At 73.9% G+C, this 15,355-nt stretch carries 14 protein-coding genes; 8 read left to right on the forward strand and 6 right to left on the reverse strand.

From position 1 onward, the window contains the following. Positions 1-97: 97 nt before the first annotated feature. Positions 98-919, reverse strand: coding sequence for a helix-turn-helix domain-containing protein (locus ACGF0J_RS08885; protein WP_393143916.1), 822 nt, complete (start codon positions 917-919; stop codon positions 98-100). Between the two features lie 148 nt (positions 920-1,067). On the opposite strand from ACGF0J_RS08885, the gene ACGF0J_RS08890 reads away from it, so the two are divergent. Next, a complete protein-coding gene (locus ACGF0J_RS08890; RefSeq protein ID WP_393143514.1) occupies positions 1,068-1,784 on the forward strand; it encodes a DUF4386 domain-containing protein in 717 nt (238 codons plus the stop codon). 27 nt (positions 1,785-1,811) lie between these two features. Here the strand turns inward: ACGF0J_RS08890 and ACGF0J_RS08895 are convergent, their stop codons facing one another. Beyond that, the gene (locus ACGF0J_RS08895; RefSeq protein ID WP_393143517.1) at positions 1,812-2,483 is read right to left on the reverse strand and encodes a methyltransferase; all 672 of its coding nucleotides are present in this window, start codon (positions 2,481-2,483) and stop codon (positions 1,812-1,814) included. Positions 2,484-2,675: 192 nt separating this feature from the next. Between ACGF0J_RS08895 and ACGF0J_RS08900 the strand changes: the two genes are divergently transcribed. After that, positions 2,676-3,860 (forward strand): RNA-guided endonuclease InsQ/TnpB family protein, encoded by a 1,185-nt coding sequence (locus tag ACGF0J_RS08900; protein WP_393143519.1) that lies wholly within the window; start codon positions 2,676-2,678, stop codon positions 3,858-3,860. Positions 3,861-3,892: 32 nt separating this feature from the next. Here ACGF0J_RS08900 and ACGF0J_RS08905 read toward each other — a convergent pair whose 3' ends face one another. Then, the gene (locus tag ACGF0J_RS08905; RefSeq protein WP_393143521.1) at positions 3,893-4,399 is read right to left on the reverse strand and encodes a hypothetical protein; all 507 of its coding nucleotides are present in this window, start codon (positions 4,397-4,399) and stop codon (positions 3,893-3,895) included. A 166-nt stretch (positions 4,400-4,565) separates the two neighbouring features. Further along, positions 4,566-5,330, reverse strand: coding sequence for a PIG-L family deacetylase (locus ACGF0J_RS08910; RefSeq protein WP_393143523.1), 765 nt, complete (start codon positions 5,328-5,330; stop codon positions 4,566-4,568). Positions 5,331-5,421: 91 nt separating this feature from the next. Between ACGF0J_RS08910 and ACGF0J_RS08915 the strand changes: the two genes are divergently transcribed. Further along, positions 5,422-6,291 carry a helix-turn-helix transcriptional regulator gene (locus ACGF0J_RS08915; RefSeq protein ID WP_393143525.1) on the forward strand — a complete coding sequence of 290 codons (870 nt, stop codon included), beginning with the start codon at positions 5,422-5,424 and terminating at the stop codon, positions 6,289-6,291. A 26-nt stretch (positions 6,292-6,317) separates the two neighbouring features. Further along, positions 6,318-7,070, forward strand: a complete 753-nt coding sequence (locus tag ACGF0J_RS08920) for an SDR family NAD(P)-dependent oxidoreductase (protein ID WP_393143527.1) — start codon at positions 6,318-6,320, stop codon at positions 7,068-7,070. A 91-nt stretch (positions 7,071-7,161) separates the two neighbouring features. Here ACGF0J_RS08920 and ACGF0J_RS08925 read toward each other — a convergent pair whose 3' ends face one another. Then, positions 7,162-8,379 carry an MFS transporter gene (locus ACGF0J_RS08925; protein ID WP_393143529.1) on the reverse strand — a complete coding sequence of 406 codons (1,218 nt, stop codon included), beginning with the start codon at positions 8,377-8,379 and terminating at the stop codon, positions 7,162-7,164. Positions 8,380-8,410: 31 nt separating this feature from the next. On the opposite strand from ACGF0J_RS08925, the gene ACGF0J_RS08930 reads away from it, so the two are divergent. The 3 genes from ACGF0J_RS08930 (at position 8,411) to ACGF0J_RS08940 (ending at position 12,748) form a co-directional block, all read left to right on the forward strand. Continuing rightward, positions 8,411-9,460: a LacI family DNA-binding transcriptional regulator gene (locus ACGF0J_RS08930; RefSeq protein ID WP_393143531.1), complete on the forward strand. Its 1,050-nt coding sequence runs from the start codon at positions 8,411-8,413 to the stop codon at positions 9,458-9,460. A gap of 241 nt (positions 9,461-9,701) precedes the next feature. After that, positions 9,702-12,314: a multicopper oxidase domain-containing protein gene (locus ACGF0J_RS08935; protein ID WP_393143533.1), complete on the forward strand. Its 2,613-nt coding sequence runs from the start codon at positions 9,702-9,704 to the stop codon at positions 12,312-12,314. Beyond that, positions 12,311-12,748, forward strand: coding sequence for a hypothetical protein (locus tag ACGF0J_RS08940; protein ID WP_393143535.1), 438 nt, complete (start codon positions 12,311-12,313; stop codon positions 12,746-12,748). The genes ACGF0J_RS08935 and ACGF0J_RS08940 overlap by 4 nt, the downstream gene beginning before the upstream one ends. Before the next feature lie 38 nt (positions 12,749-12,786). Here ACGF0J_RS08940 and ACGF0J_RS08945 read toward each other — a convergent pair whose 3' ends face one another. Further along, entirely contained in the window at positions 12,787-13,548 is a 762-nt protein-coding gene (locus ACGF0J_RS08945; protein WP_393143537.1) for a class I SAM-dependent methyltransferase, read from the reverse strand. Between the two features lie 199 nt (positions 13,549-13,747). Between ACGF0J_RS08945 and ACGF0J_RS08950 the strand changes: the two genes are divergently transcribed. Next, on the forward strand, positions 13,748-15,274 hold the full coding sequence (locus ACGF0J_RS08950; RefSeq protein ID WP_393143539.1) for a PucR family transcriptional regulator: 1,527 nt from the start codon (positions 13,748-13,750) through the stop codon (positions 15,272-15,274). Positions 15,275-15,355: the final 81 nt, after the last annotated feature.

Consider the following 15,355-nt stretch of genomic DNA (forward strand, 5'->3'; position numbering starts at 1 on the left):
CTTTATCAAACGGCAACCGATGGCGCGTCCCGCCGTCACCGCAGGGCCGGTACGGGCGCCGTGGCGACCTCGCCTCGGATTGAGGGCGTGCCGGAGGTCAGGACTCGCGGCTGCGCTGTTCCTCGTGCAGCGGGACCGGGCCGGCGGCCCAGCTCGCGAGGAAGGCGAGGGCCTGCTCGCCGGCCGAGCCGGGCTCCGCCAGGTAGGTGACGAGGACCTGGTCGGGGTCGTCGCCGACCCGGAGCGACTCGTAGTCGAGCAGCATCTCGCCCGCCAGCGGATGGTCGAGGTGGACCTTGCCGGTCGAGCGTTCGCTGACGTCGTGCCCGGCCCACATGCGGCGGAAGTCGGGACTGCGCATGGAGAGCTCACCGATCAAAGTGGCCAGCCGCCGGTCGCCGGGGTGGCGGCCGGCGTCGAGCCGCAGGAAGGCGACCGTCTCGCGGGCCTTGTCCGCCCAGTTGCGATAGAGGGCGCGGAACGACGGGTCGAGGAAGACCAGACGCGCGCAGTTGAGCGGTGCGGCGGGCAGGGCCGGCCCGGTGCCCGTGCCGCCGAAGAACAGCACGGCCGCCAGCCGGTTGGTGGCGAGCAGCTCGCAGCGGCGGCCCAGGACGAACGCGGGCGTGCCGGCCGTGTCGAGCATCCGCTGGATGGTGGGCCGCACGCGCGGGGTCCCGCGCGTCACCGGCCGGGGGCGGGCGAGGTTGCGCAGGTGGGTGTGCTCGGTCTCGTCCAGCCCCAGCGCGCGGGCGATCGCGTCGAGGATCTCGTCGGAGACGTTGGCCGCCCGCCCCTGTTCCAGCCGCACGTAGTAGGGCACGCTCACTCCGGCGAGCAGCGCCACCTCCTCGCGCCGCAGGCCCGCGACGCGGCGGCGCTCGCCGTACGTCGGCAGCCCGGCGTCCTCGGGACGCAGGCGGGCCCGGCGTGGCGGAGGTCATCGCCTTCGTCGTCGGCCGCCCGGCCCACGTCTCCCTGCCGGAGGTGGTCGTCATGCCGGCCAAGCAGACCTGAGGGCCGTCCGCCATCTTGCGGCCTTACACTTGTAAGGATACCGTCCTTACATGCGTAAGAAAGAGTCGCCGGGACGCGCCGACGCGCGACCGAGCGGTGCGATGAAGGCGAACAGGCGGGCGACCGCCATGGCGGGCGTCCTGGTGATCGTGGGCATGCTCGCCGGCCTGCTGAGCGTCGTCCCGGTTCTGGAGGACCCGCACTATCTCGACCTGCTTCCCGCACACGAGGGTCAGATCATCCTCGGCGCGGCCTCCCAGTTCATCATGATCCCCGCCTGTGTCGGGTTCGCGCTGTGCCTTCATCCGACCCTGCGGAGGGAGAGCGAAGCACTCAGTCTGGGCTTCCTGGGATTCAGGTTCGTGGCAGCCGCGTTCCATTTCGTCGGCGTGATCTCCTTACCCTTGCTTCTTGTGCTGGGTGAGGAGTTCGCCCGAGCCGGCGCTGCGGGCGCACCGCATCTGGAGGCCATGGGCGAACTGCTGCGGACGGCGCGCGACCTGGTCAACCACGTGGCCCTGATCCTCGCGCTGGGTCTCGGAGACCTCCTGTTCTTCGGCATCCTGCACCGGTCGCGACTCGTCCCGCGCCTGCTGTCCTGCTGGGGACTCGCCGGGGTCGTGTCCGCCATGTCGGCGAGTTTCCTGGTGCTGTTCGGCCTGGCCGAGGTCGTCGCGCCGCTCTATCTGACCATGAACGCGCCACTGGCCCTGCAGAGCCTGGTCCTTGCCGTGTGGCTGATCACCAGAGGGTTCGCCACGAGGTAGCCCGGGAGCATGAGGGACGGCGCGCGCTCATCCTGCAGGCGGCTGCGTGACGCCCGTGGCCTGGCGGAGCCGCCACAGGGAGGTGACCTCCGCGGCCCGGGCCGCGTGCAGCGGGTCACGCGGGTCGGTGGCGCGCGGGTGCCGCGGCCGGGTGTCGAGGCGGCCGACCACCCGCAGCCCCGCCGCCCCGATGTCGGCCAGCAGCCGCTCACGGGTGCGCAGCCCCAGGCGTTCACCCAGGTCCGACAGGATCAGCCAGCCCTCGCCGCCCGGCTCCAGATGGCCGGCCAGCCCGTACAGGAACCCGCGCAGCATCCGGCAGCCGGGATCGTAGACGGCGTGGTCCACGGGAGAGACGGGCGTCGCCGGGATCCACGGCGGGTTGCACACGACGAGCGGCGCGCGCCCGGCCGGGAACAGGTCCGCCGGCAGCACGTCCACCCGGCCGGCCAGACCGAGCCGTTCGATGTTGTCGCGGGCGCAGGCCACCGCGCGCGGGTCCCGGTCGGTCGCCACCAGCCGCTCGACGCCCCGGCGGGCGAGGACGGCGGCCAGCACGCCCGTGCCCGTGCCGATGTCGAACGCCCTCGACCGGGCGGGCAGCGGCGCCTTGGCGACCAGGTCGACGTACTCGCCACGGACGGGGGAGAAGACGCCGTAGTGCGGGTGGACGCGGGCGCCCAGCGCGGGCACCGCCATCCCCTTCCTGCGCCATCAGAGCCTCTCGAGGGGACCGGCGGCTTTAGCCGTCGGGGGAATCGGGAGCGGGAGGGCCGTCAAGGCCCGAGCGTGCCGTGACCTGCCGGGTCTGCGCATCACGGGTCTCCTTCCGGGTTTTGTCGGTGCCTGCCGGTACCGTGGTCGCGTCGTTACTGAGCGTGGGAGGTGGGTGTGCGCAGGTCGTTCAAGTTCCTGCTGCGCCCCACCAGCAGGCAGGCCGCCGCGCTCGCCGCTTGCCTGGAGGATCACCGGCAGCTGTACAACGCCGCTCTGGAGCACCGGCGCACCGCCTACGCCAAGGCGGGTGTCGCGGTCCGGTACGGCGATCAGTCGGCTGAGTTGAAGCACATCCGCGCCGACGATCCAGAGGGTCAGGGCCGGTGGTCGTTCTCCTCCCAGCAGGCCACGCTGCGCCGGCTGGACAGGGCGTTCCGGGCGTTCTTCGACCGGGTCAAGGCCGGGCGTACGCCGGGGTTCCCGCGTTTCAAGGGGCGGGGCTGGTTCGACACGGTGGAATGGCCCAAGGACGGCGACGGCTGCCGGTGGGACTCCCAACCCGAGCATCCGGCCGCGACGTTCGTGCGCCTTCAAGGCGTCGGCCACGTCCGGGTGCACCAGCACCGGGCCGTGAAGGGCCGGGTCAAGACGATCAGCGTCAAGCACGAGGGCTCGCGCTGGTACGTGGTGCTGTCGTGCGACGACGTGCCCGCGCAGCCCCTGCCCGCCACGGGTGCGGTCGCCGGGATCGACCTGGGTGTCGCCTCGCTGGTCACGACCAGCGACGGCCATCACATCGACAACCAGCGGCACCTGGCCGCCTCCGCCGACCGTCTCGCATCGGCCCAGCGAGAACTGGCCCGCAAGAAACGCGGGTCCAAGCGCCGCCGTAAGGCCGTGGCCCGGGTGGCGGCGCTGCACGCCAAGGTCCGCCGCCAGCGGATCGACGGCGCGCACAAGACCGCGCTCGCCCTGGTCCGTGGCTACGACGTGATCGTGCACGAGGACCTGCGGATCGCGAACATGACCCGTTCGGCGTCCGGCACGATCGAGGCGCCCGGCCGCAACGTCGCCGCCAAGTCCGGGCTCAACCGTTCGATTCTCGACGCGGGTTGGGGGGTGTTCCTGACGATCCTCGCGCACAAGGCTGAAAGCGCCGGTCGAGAACTGATCGCAGTCGATCCCCGCAACACCTCCCGCACCTGCGCACGCTGCGGGCACGTGGCGAAGGACAACCGCCGCACCCAAGCCGCGTTCGCCTGCACGGCGTGCGGCCACCGGGCGCACGCCGACGTGAACGCGGCGACCAACATCCTCAGGGCAGGGCTTGCCCATCGCCAGGCCACGCAAGCGGCTTAGCGAGAAGCCACACCCTTCAGGGAGCGGAGGAGTCACTCGTGCGCCCCGGCGATGCCGAGCAGCTCGCGGAGCGAGGTCACCGACGGCCCGGTGGCCGGGCCGTACGCCTCGGCGCACGCCAGGCGCAGATCGGGGGCGCGCCGCAACGGCACGGCGTGGTTGGCCAGCAGCGGCACCAGCAGGGCGCCGAGGACGCGCGCCCTGCGCGAGCGGGCCTGCCTGTGCCGGTGGAAGGCTTCGGCCAGGAAGACGGGGGACGGCGAGGCGTGGGGCGCGGCGGCGTCGCCGGACGGGAACGCCCGCACGGCGGCCCTTTGCCCGCGCGCCTCACGCCGGGCCATGGCGCGGAGCAGCAGGCGGGCGTTGTGGAAGTCGCCGCGCCACAGCAGCGCCGTGCCGTCGCGGGCCAGCCGGTAGGCGGTGTCGGCCGTGACGCGGTCGTCGGCGACCACGACCCGGGCGGGCGGCGGCGCTCCGGCGGCGGAACGCCAGCGCGCGGAGCGCGCCTCACCGTCCTCGGTCCAGTGAATCTCGAGCACTCGGGCTCCTCATGGTCGAACCAGTGATGGTCATGAGAAGCACCTCGTCGCGGCGGGTGTCAGCCGGTCATGCCCTCCCGCGAGGAGGTGCGTGCCGGGACGTCGCCGAGAACCATGCCGGGCGGCGGAAACGTCATGATCGACCTCCTCGTGGGGACGCGGACGATCACATGGTATCGAGCGTGGTCGCGGGGGCGCCGGTGCAGGCGACGCGGCGGTACCACTCGTTCGCCAGCAGCTGGGCGCGGGCCTGCTCGGGCAGGGCGGTCAGCAGCGTCATCGACGCGCCCCGCTCGACCTCCGACTCGTGCGCGAGCATGGCCGCCCACTTGCGCTCGGCCCACCTGCCGACGTCCAGGTGCGTGGTCACCTGCTCGTCGGGCACGCCGGGCAGCGTCTGGTCCGGCGCGGGCGGCGAGCCGAAGACCGCCTGCCAGTGCGCGACCACGACCGAGCGCGGGATCGTCGACAGGTAGACGGCGCGGGGCCGCCAGGGTTCACCGGTGCCGGGATAGAGCTGGTCGTACCCGGCCGCCTCGACCGCGGCGAGGGTCACCCGGTGGGCGTGGACGTGGTCGGGATGGCCGTAGGAGCCGTAGCCGTCGTAGGTGAGCACGACGTCCGGCCGGAACGCCCGGATGTGCTCGACCAGCCGGCCCACCGCCTCGTCGAGCGGGACGTCCACGAAACGCGGGGCGCCGGGCGCCGACTCGGCCTTGCGCGCGTCGGCGTACCCGAGCAGCCGGGGCTCGCCGGCGTCGAGGATGCCGAGCGAGCGCTCCAGCTCGGCGGCGCGGTCGGTTCCCTGCGCCCAGGTGCAGGTCACCACCGCGGTCCTGGCGCCCTCGTCGGCGTACCTGGCCAGCGTTCCGCCCGTCCAGACGGCCTCGTCGTCCGGATGGGCGTGCACGCACAGCAGGCCGAAGTCCATCCTGGTCCTCCCCATTGGTGATCTTCAGCGGCTCATGCTAGCCGGGGCACCGGACGGACGAGGTCCGGTCGGCGCGACCTAGCATGGCCTGATGGGCTTCTCCCGACTCTCCGCAGATGCGCGGCAGCGGCGCAGCTCCGAGATGCGCGCGTTCCTCCGGTCGCGGCGGGCCCGGGTTACGCCCGCCGAGGTGGGCATGCCGGCAGGCGAGGGCCGCCGGACGCTCGGGCTGCGGCGCGAGGAGGTGGCGGTGCTCGCCGGCGTAGGAGTGTCCTGGTATACCTGGCTCGAGCAGGGACGCGACATCAACGTCTCCGCCGACGTCCTGGACGCCGTCGCCAGGGTGCTGCGCCTGGAGCCCGCTGAGCGCGAGCACCTGCACCTCCTCGCCGGCCTCAACCCCCCGACGGCGGCACCGTCCGAAGGACGGGTTCCCGACGCCGTGCGGCGGCTGCTGGAGGGCTGGCTGCCGCGGCCCGCGTACGTCATCGACCGGCACTGGAACGCCCTCGCGATCAACCGCGCGGCGGAGATCGTGTTCCAGTGCAACGAGTACGACCACAACTGCCTGGTCAGCTTCTTCACCAACGCCCGCTACCGTGCGGCGGTCGTGGACTGGCACGACGCGGCCCGCGCGATGATCGGCCAGTTCCGGGCGGACGCCGCCCGCTACCCGGACGACCCCGAGTTCGGCCGCCTGGCCGCGGACATGTGCGCCGCGAGCCCCGCCTTCGCCGAGATCTGGGCGGAGCTGCCCGTGGGCGGCCCCACTCACGGCACCAAGACCCTTGAGATTCCCGGCCTGGGGAGGCTGACCTTCGAGGCCACCACCCTGCCGCTGCCCGAACTGCCCGGCCACCGCCTGTCGTTGCACATCCCGGCCCCCGGGACGGGAACGGAGGCCCTGCTGGAGCGTTTGGTGGTGGTGTCAGACCCAGGTTCGGCCGACACTGCCGCGTAGGCTCGCGCCGTTCGAGGATCGTCGGCATGGAGCGATTCACGAACAAGACAGTCCTGATCACCGGCGGCACCAGCGGCATCGGGTTCGCGGCCGCGCGCAGGTTCCTCGACGAGGGCGCGTACGTCGTCATCACCGGCCGCGACCAGGCCCGTCTCGACGGCGCGATGGAACGCCTGGGCTCCGAGCGGGTCCTGCCCGTTCGCGCGGACGTCAGCGTCGACGCCGACCTCGACGCCCTCGTGCGGCGCGTCGAGACCTGGCGCGGCGCCCTCGACTCGGTGTTCGCCAATGCCGGGATCGCGGACTTCAGGCCGGAGTTCACCCCTGAGGACTTCGACCACACCATCGGCATCAACTTCAGGGGGGTCTTCTTCACGATCCAGAAGGCGCTGCCTCTGATGGGCGACGGAGGCGCCGTCGTCATCAACGCCTCCTGGACCCTGCACCGCGGCCTCCCGGCGGCCTCGGTCTACGCCGCCGGCAAGGCCGCCGTGCACAATCTCGCCCGCACGCTCGGCACCGGCCTGGCGCCGCGTGGCATCCGCGTCAACTCCGTCAGCCCCGGCTACATCGAGACCGAGATGTACCGGTCGGCCGTCGACCCTGACGCGGAGTCCCGCATCACGGCGGAGGTGCCGCTCGGCTCGCTCGGCCACCCGGACGACGTCGCCGCCGCCGTCGCCTTCCTGGCTTCGGACGACGCGTCGTACATCACCGGTCAGGACCTCGTCATCGACGGCGGCCTCGTGGGGGCGGCGCCCCTCGGGCTGCGTCTTTGACGGCCGTACGACAGTCCACGGCCGTACGACAGTCACGGCCGTACGACAGTCGTGGCGGGCCCACCGCCAGCCTGTCGGTCGGTCAAGCTGCTCAGCGATCGTCGGCTTCGCCTGGCGCCCCGGCTGCGGCCGCCGGCAGTACCGGGATCGTCGCCAGCAGCACGGCGGTCAGCGCGGCGATCCCGATGAACGCCCCCTGCACGCCGGTGGCGTCGGCGAGCAGGCCGAAGTATGCCGGGCCGGCGAGGAAACCGAGATAGGCGACCGTGGAGATGGCGGAGGTGGCCCGTCCGCGTGACGCGTCGGGGACCGGCCGAAGCCCCCACGACAGCAGGGTGGGGAAGAGGACCGAGGTGCCCGCGGCGGCGGCGACGACGCCCACCAGCGCGAGCGGCAGCGTCGTCGCCGACGCCGTCAGGAGGCCTCCGCCCGTGGCGATCACACCTCCACCGGCCAGCATGGCGATCGGGCGGCGCAGGGTGATCGCTGCGGTGGCGAACCGGGCCAGCGCGGCCGTGGCGGCGAACGCCGCCGGTGCGGCGGCGGCCAGCGGCGGCGAGGCCGCGAACTCGTCGGTCAGCAGGACGGCGCCCCAGGACTGGTAGGCGTTCTCCGATGCGAACGCCAGCGCGCCGACCGCGCCGATCATGAGCAGGGCGACCCGCCCCGACAGGCGGTCGGCGCGCCTCGGCGCGTCCCGCCTCCCGGGCACGACAAGGCTCCCGGGTGCGTCCTGGTCTGGAGCGGAGCGCGTGGCGGCGACGACGGCCAGGCCGAGAGACACGGTGGCCACGGCCCCCGCGGCGAAGTTCACCAGCAGGCTGTCCGCCCGTCCGGCAAGCGCGCCGGCGCCCAGGCTGGAGACCGCGACCGTGACGGAGAACGCCGCGTGCGAACGGGCCACGACGGGACGTCCCGTCCGTTTCTCCACCGCCGCCGCCAGCGTGTTGATCGCCACATCGGTCGCTCCCGAGCCGGCTCCCACCAGGAGGATGCCGACGCACATCGCGGCGAAGCCCACCGACGCGAGACAGACCACCAGGCCCATGACGCCCAGCAGGGCGAGCAGCACTCCGGCGACCCGCAGGCCGAGCGCGTCTACGAGCCGCCCGGCCACCAGCATGGCGGGCAGCGCTCCGGCGGCCACGAAGAGCAGCGCGAGACCGAACTCCGCGTCGCTCACCCCGGCTTGGGCTCGCAGCAGAGGCAGGGTGGCACCCCACACCCCCCAGAAGGCGCCGAATCCGGCGAAGCCGAGGAACGGCGCCGTACGGAACAACCGAGGGGAGGGCGCGATCGCGGTCAACATATGTGTAACGCTACACAAATAGAATGGCCTCGTGCCGACCAGCCGGAGAAGAGTGACGCTGAAAGACGTGGCGGCCCGCGCGGGGGTGTCGCCCATGACCGCCTCCTACGCCTTCACCCGCCCTGCCCGGGTCGCGGCCGCCACCCGCGAACGCGTGCACCGCGCGGCCGGCGAACTGGGATATCGCCCCGACGCCGTGGGCCGCGCGCTGAAATCAGGCCGGACGCAGCAGCTCGGAGTGGTCTTCAGCGAGCACCTGACCTACGCCTTCGACGATCCGCAGGCGGCACAGTTCCTGGCCGGGGTCGCGGAGATCTGTGTCGAGGAAGGCCAGGGCCTGACCTTCCTGCCCACGCGGGGCGACGCGGCGGACGCCGATCGCGTGCTGTCCGCGGCGGTCGACGGGTTCGTGCTGTGGACCACCGCGGAGGACGACCCGGTGCTGGCGGCGGTCGCGGACGACCCCCGCCCCGCGGCCATCCAGGGCGGCCCACGACGGCAGGGGATCGCGTGCGTCACCCAGGACGACTACCGGGCCGCCCTCGCGATCGCCGCCCAGGGACTGCGCGAAGGACGGACGCCCGTAGTGATCTCGTTCCCGCTCGATCGCCGCCGCGAGCCGAGGGTGACGACCGGCGCGGATCTGCCGCCACGCGCGCCGTTCCCCGTCACCGACGCCCGCCTGCGCGGCTACCGCGCCGCCGTCCAACAGGCCGGGCTCTCCTGGACGACGACACCCGTCGCCGTCGTGGCCCGCAACACCCAGCGAGACGGCGCCGAGGCGGCGCGAGGGCTCGCCCCCCACCTCGGCGCCGACGCGCTCGTCGTCGCCATGAGCGACGAACTCGCCCTGGGAGCCCGCCAGGCCCTGCTCGACACCCACCCGGAGGCCGCCTACCTCGGCTGGGACGCCTCGCCGGCCGGTCGGCGGCTCGGCATCACCTCCGTCACCAACCCCCTGCGAGAACAGGGCCGCCGCTGCGCGCAACTGGCACTCGACCCCGGCCAAGCCGGCGATCGAGCAATTCCCTGGACCATCACCCGCGGCCACGAGCAGCACCTCGACGACCACGGACGTTGACCCGGCGCCCGCCGTCGTCGGCCACGAGGCCTGGCGCCGGCCGACCGCCCTACGGGCCGCCCGGTGCCGATTCCCGCCGCACCTGACGGCACGTGGGACCTTGGTCCCGCCGTTCAGGGACCTTACGCCCCCTCACCCGCCGGGCGGCCCGGCGTAGCGTGCTCATGGTCCGGCCGACCACGGGCGGACGCGGCACGACCCGGGGTCGCGTGCTCCCGGCTCGCAGAAGGAGGAAGCCGGCATGCCACCCGTCGAGGTCATCGTCAGAGCCGACAAGGAGAGCGCCGACAGGCCGGCCGGGTCGCGCGCGTCGTGGCATCTTCGGGCGAACGTGATCGTGGTGGTCTGGCTCGGCCTGACCGTCGTGGCCGCGCTCGCGCAGGGGGAACTGCCCGCGCCCCGCTGGCTGGTCGTCCACCTCTTCCTGCTGGGCGCGGTCAGCACCGCCATCCTCATCTGGAGCGAGCACTTCGCCACCGCGCTGCTGCGCGCCCGCGGCCCCGGCCGGCGGGCGAGCCTCGCCCGGCTGGCCGCGCTGAACGCCGCCACCGTGGCCGTGCTGGCCGGCGTCACCGTGGGCCCGTGGCCCGTCGCGGCGGCCGGGGCGGCGGTGGTCGTGGGCGTGGCCGGCTGGCACGCCGCGGTGCTGGCCCGGATGGTCAGACGGGCGCTGCCGGGCCGGTTCGGGCACGTCATCAGCTGGTACCTGGCCGCCGCCGGAGCGCTCGCGGCCGGTGGCGCCCTCGGCGGGCTGCTCGCCGCGCACACCGGGCAGGGTGGGTACACCGGACAGGGCGGGCACGGCGCGGCGCAGGGTGTGGCGCGGGTGGCGCAGGGTGTGGCGCATGCCCGGCTGTATGCCGCCCACGTCGAGGTCAACCTGTTCGGCTGGGTGACGTTCGCGGTGCTCGGCACGTTGTTCACGCTGTGGCCGACCGTGCTGCGGACGCGCCTGTCCGAGGTGACCCGACGCTGTTCGCGGGCGGCGCTGTGGCCGACGGTCGCCGGCCTGACGGTGACGGTGGCCGGGCTGCTGCTCGGCCTGCGCTGGGTGGCGGTGGCCGGGCTGGCGGTGTACGCGGCGGGCGTGGCGGTGGCGCTGACGCCGCTGGTGGAAACCCTGCGGCGGCGCAGGCCGCACACCGGGGCGGCCTGGACGCTGGCGGCGGGCGGCTGCTGGCTGGTGGTCGCGCTCGTCGCGGACCTCGTGCTGGTCGCGGTGCACGGGCCCGACGGCGTGGCGGTCGCCCTGGAGCCGGTGCTGCCGCTGCTGCTGGCGGGGTTCGTCGCGCAGGCGCTGCTCGGCTCGCTCATGCACCTGCTGCCGGCGGTCCTCGGGGGCGGGCCGGCCCGGTTCAAGGAGAACGCGGCGCTGCTGGAACGCGGCTGGCCGTACCGGCTGGCGGCGGCGAACCTCGGGGTGGCGCTGCTCGCCCTGCCGCTGCCCGAGCCGTTCGGCCTGGCGGGATGGACCCTCGTGCTCACGCCGGGCGCCGCGTTCGTCGCGCTGGCCGCAGCCGCCCTCCTGCGACGGCGCGGCCGGGTGTCGCCCGCGCACGCCGGGCTGGTCGCCGGCTGCCTGCTGACCGCCGCCGCCGTCGCGGTGGCGATGTCCGGCGGTGGCGCACCGGCCGCGCTCGACGTCGCGCCGGGCGGCGCGCGGACCGTCGAGGTGACGCTGTCGGGCATGCGGGTACGGCCGGCGACCCTCACCGCCGCACCCGGCACCGTGCTGACGCTGCGCGTGACCAACGCCGACGCGCAGCGGCACGACCTGCGGCTGTCCACCGGCGAACGCACCCCCATGCTCGCCCCCGGCGCCACGGCCGTGCTCACCCTCGCCCCGCTGGCCGGGCCGGTGGACGGCTGGTGCACGGTCGCGGGCCACCGGGCGGCGGGCATGACCATGCGCATCAGCCCCACCTCCGCCGCCAGCGCCGCCGGGGCGGGCGAGGCCGGGCACACCGCACACGCCGGCGCGGGTCCCGACCTCGGGGCGCCCATGTCGCCCGGCTGGAAGCCGTACGATCCCGTCCTGCCACCCGCTCCCGGCGGCGGGACGCACGAGGTGGAGATCCGGGTGAAGGAGACCGAGCAGGAGGTCGCCCCCGGCGTCCGCCGCACGGTGTGGACGTTCGGCGGCACCCTGCCGGGGCCGACACTGCGCGGCAAGGTGGGCGACGTGTTCGTCGTGACGTTCGTCAACGACGGCACGATCGGGCACGGCATCGACTTCCACGCCGGGGCGCTCGCGCCTGACGGGCCCATGCGCACCATCGACCCGGGGCGGCGGCTGACCTACCGCTTCCGCGCCGACCGGGCCGGGGCGTGGCTCTACCACTGCTCCACCATGCCGATGAGCCACCACATCGCCCACGGCATGTACGGCGCGGTCATCATCGACCCGCCGGACCTCGAACCGGTCGACCGGGAGTTCGTGCTCGTGCAGGGCGAGCTGTACCTGGGCCGGCCGGGCGACGCGGCCCAGGCCGCCAGGATCCGGGAGAGCCGCCCCGACGGCTGGATGTTCAACGGCACCGCCGCCGGCTACGACCACGCCCCCATCGCCGCCCGGGCGGGCGAGCGCGTCCGCGCCTGGGTGGTGGCCGCCGGTCCCGGCACCGGCACGGCCTTCCACGTGGTGGGCGTCCGGTTCGACACCGTCTACAAGGAGGGCGCCTACCTGCTGCGTGCGGGCCGGCCGGGCGGCGCCCAGGTGCTGGACCTGGCGCCCGCGCAGGGCGGGTTCACCGAGTGGGTCTTCCCCGAGGCCGGGCACTACCCGTTCGTCGACCACGCCATGCCGCGCGCCGAGGCGGGCGCGCACGGGATCTTCGAGGTGACGGCGCCGTGACGTGGTGGTCGGTCGTCCGCTTCCTGCACGTCCTCGGCGCCGCCCTGTGGGTCGGCGGGCAGCTCACGGTCTCGCTCGTCGTGCTGCCGACGGCCCGGCGGCTGCTCGACGGCGAGCGCCGGGCCGTGGTGCTGCGCGCGGTCGGGCGGCGGTTCGGGCTGTTCACCGCGGCTGTGTTCCTGCCCGTGCAGCTCGGCACCGGCGTGGCCATCGCCGTGCACAAGGGCGTCACGTGGGCCTCGCTGCTGCAGCCGGGCTACGGGCGGGTGCTGGCCGCGAAGCTGCTGCTGTTCTGCGCGGTCATGCTGGCGGCCGGCCTGCACGGCTGGGCGAGCGGCGCGGGGCGGGCGGGCGCCGCGCGGGCGCTGGCCGTGGCCTCGCTCGTCGGCTCCGTCGGCATCGTCCTGCTGGCCACCGCCCTGCCGGCCACCTGAGCGCCGGCCACATCGGAGCCTGCCGCGCCCGGCGGGACTCAGGATCTCCGGGTGACGCGGATCTTCGACTGCTTGTGCGGGAGCTTCTCCCAGTCGTCCATGAACCTCGCGTCCAGGCCGTACCGGTCCGCCAGCGCCACGAGCGTCTCGGTGCGGTAGTAGAAATCCTCCCGCAGCACGTGGTGCTCCTTGCCCTCGGTACGGTCGAAGGTGAAGTCGAACCACCCGTCCGGCCGCATCACCCGGCCGACGTGGGCGAAACATTCCTCGATGACCGGCAGCGGCGAGTGCGAGAAGACGCTGTGGGCGTGCACCACGTCGAAGTGCTCGTCCGGCAGGAACGCGAACCGCAGGTCGCGCACCGGCGTCAGGTGCGGCAGCTTGTCGCGCAGGCCGTGCTCGACCAGCGTCGCCTGGGCGGCGATGAGGATGTCGGGCGAGATGTCGATGCCGTAGTAGTTGCCGGTGTGCAGATGGTCGATGAACAGGCGCCCGGCGCGCAGGTTGCCGCAGCCGATCTCCAGCATCCTGAACTCCGGCTTCAGCCCGTGGTCGAGCAGGTAGTCGAACTGCATGCGGCCGAGCGCCAGCCAGCGTTCGTGGCTGTGCGAGCCGACCGCGCCCTCGGGGCTGCGCGCGGTGTCAGACTTCATGACGGCCCGGTAGTAGGCGACGTGGTCGCGGGTGCTCAGCCGCAGCCAGGTGTCGCGGGCCAGCCTGCGCAGGTGCGGCGCGATCTTCTGGGGGTTGCGCAGCGCGTAGCGGGCCTGGTGGGCGAGGCTCGAACGGTTGTGTTTCAACGGTGGCCACCTGACGTGATTCCTACGGGGATTCGGAATCTAGGCACCGCCGTACCAGCCCTCCATCACCCCCGTATATGAGGAAGGCAAAAATGGCCGGCAGGTGACGACCGCGCGCCCGCTTCCTCCAGGCTCGGCACGCTTGTACCCGGGCGCCGCGGGTTATCGTCGGGTGGCTTCTCAGCGGAGGTGGACGCCCGTGGTCAGGCTGGACCGGTTGGTCAACGTGCTGGGCGGGTACGGGGTGCGTCTGTGCAGCGGACCCGGGACGCGTTCGACGCAGTTGCGCAGCGTCGCGATGCCGGACGAGACCGACAGCAGGGTCTCCGGCGACGTGCTCCTGGCCGTGGGGGCCGCCTCGGTCACCGAGGCGGTGCGGTGGGCGGTGTCGGCCCGGGCCACGGCGGTCCTGGTGCGCGCCGGGGCGGAGGCCGAGCGGGAGGCGGCGGCGGCCGGTGACAGGGAGGGAGTGGCCGTGCTGCTGGTCGACCCCGAGGTGTCCTGGAGCCAGCTCGCCGGCATCGTCTACGGGCTGGTGCTGGAGGGGCGCGAGACCGAGTCGGGGCGCGGCCCGACGGACCTGTTCGCGCTGGCCGACAGCCTGGCGGACCTGGTGGACGGCGCGGTGACCATCGAGGACCGGCTCTCGCGGGTGCTGGCGTACTCGCGTTCCCAGCAGGCCGGTGATCCGGCCCGGCTGGAGACGATCCTGGCCCGGCAGGTCCCTGACCGGCTGCGCGAGCTGTTCCAGGCGCGCGGGGTGTTCGCCCGGCTGGCGGCGGCGGACGAACCGGTGTTCGTCGAGCCCGACCCGCGGCACGGCCTGACCGGCCGGATGGCGGTGGCGGTCCGCGCGGGCCGCGAGCTGCTCGGGTCGGTCTGGGTGACCTGCGGCAGCCCCCTGACCGGGGCGCGCCACCGCGCACTGGCGGACGGCGCGCGCACGGTGGCGCTGCACCTGCTGCGTTCCCGGGCCAGCGCGGACCTGGAACGGCAGGTGGAGTCCGACCTGGTGATCCGGCTGCTGGAGGGCAGCGCCGACGCCGCGACCGTGGTGAGCCGGCTCGGGCTGCCGCAGACGACGATGCGGGCCATCGCGGTGCGCGCGCACGCCACCGAACTGCACGCCGCGCTGCTGCTGGCCTTCGAGCAGGCGACCACCGGCTTCGGCTGGTCCCGGCCGGGACGCAGCACGCTGCTGGGCGACACGCTCTACACCGTCCTGCCGGGGGAGGGGTCCGACGCGGCCCGCGAGTGGGTCGCCGGCCTGCGTGCCGCGCTCCCGTCGCAGGTGCGGATCGCGGCCGGGATCGGCGCCGCCGCGCACGCGGCGGAGCTGCCGGCCAGCCGGCAGGAGGCCGACGAGTGCCTCGCGCTGCACGAGACGGTCGGGCCGCGGGTCGCGCCGCCGACCTACGACGAGTCCTGGGACGACATCCTGCTGCAGCGGTTGCGCGCCGCGGCGCGGACCGGCCGGACCCCGGCCCGGGGGCCGGTGAGCGCGCTGCGCGGGCACGACACCGCCCACGCCACCCACTACGTGGCCACGCTGCGGGCCTGGCTGGAGGCGCAGGGCGACCTCGGCGTGGCCGCCGAACGGCTGGGCGTCCACCCGAACACCGTCCGCAACCGGCTGCGCAGGATGAGCGAGATCACGCCGCTGGACCTGGACGACGCCGGCAAACGCCTGGCAATGATCATCATGCTGGCCGCCGAGCCGTTGTAGCAGGTCCACAACGGCAGCCACCCGATTGTAGGCGGCGTACAACGCTCCGGGCGGGCGGGGGAGCCATGCTGGCCTCGGCAG

The organism is Nonomuraea sp. NPDC047897 (assembly GCF_043204415.1).
GTDB lineage: Bacteria > Actinomycetota > Actinomycetes > Streptosporangiales > Streptosporangiaceae > Nonomuraea.

Bases quoted from the DNA above. Each gene is read 5' to 3' on its own strand.
- ACGF0J_RS08890 (WP_393143514.1), top strand. From the start codon at position 1,068: ATGCGTAAGAAAGAGTCGCCGGGACGCGCCGACGCGCGACCGAGCGGT.
- ACGF0J_RS08895 (WP_393143517.1), bottom strand. From the start codon at position 2,483: ATGGCGGTGCCCGCGCTGGGCGCCCGCGTCCACCCGCACTACGGCGTC.
- ACGF0J_RS08910 (WP_393143523.1), bottom strand. From the start codon at position 5,330: ATGGACTTCGGCCTGCTGTGCGTGCACGCCCATCCGGACGACGAGGCC.
- ACGF0J_RS08915 (WP_393143525.1), top strand. From the start codon at position 5,422: ATGGGCTTCTCCCGACTCTCCGCAGATGCGCGGCAGCGGCGCAGCTCC.
- ACGF0J_RS08920 (WP_393143527.1), top strand. From the start codon at position 6,318: ATGGAGCGATTCACGAACAAGACAGTCCTGATCACCGGCGGCACCAGC.
- ACGF0J_RS08925 (WP_393143529.1), bottom strand. From the start codon at position 8,379: ATGTTGACCGCGATCGCGCCCTCCCCTCGGTTGTTCCGTACGGCGCCG.
- ACGF0J_RS08935 (WP_393143533.1), top strand. From the start codon at position 9,702: ATGCCACCCGTCGAGGTCATCGTCAGAGCCGACAAGGAGAGCGCCGAC.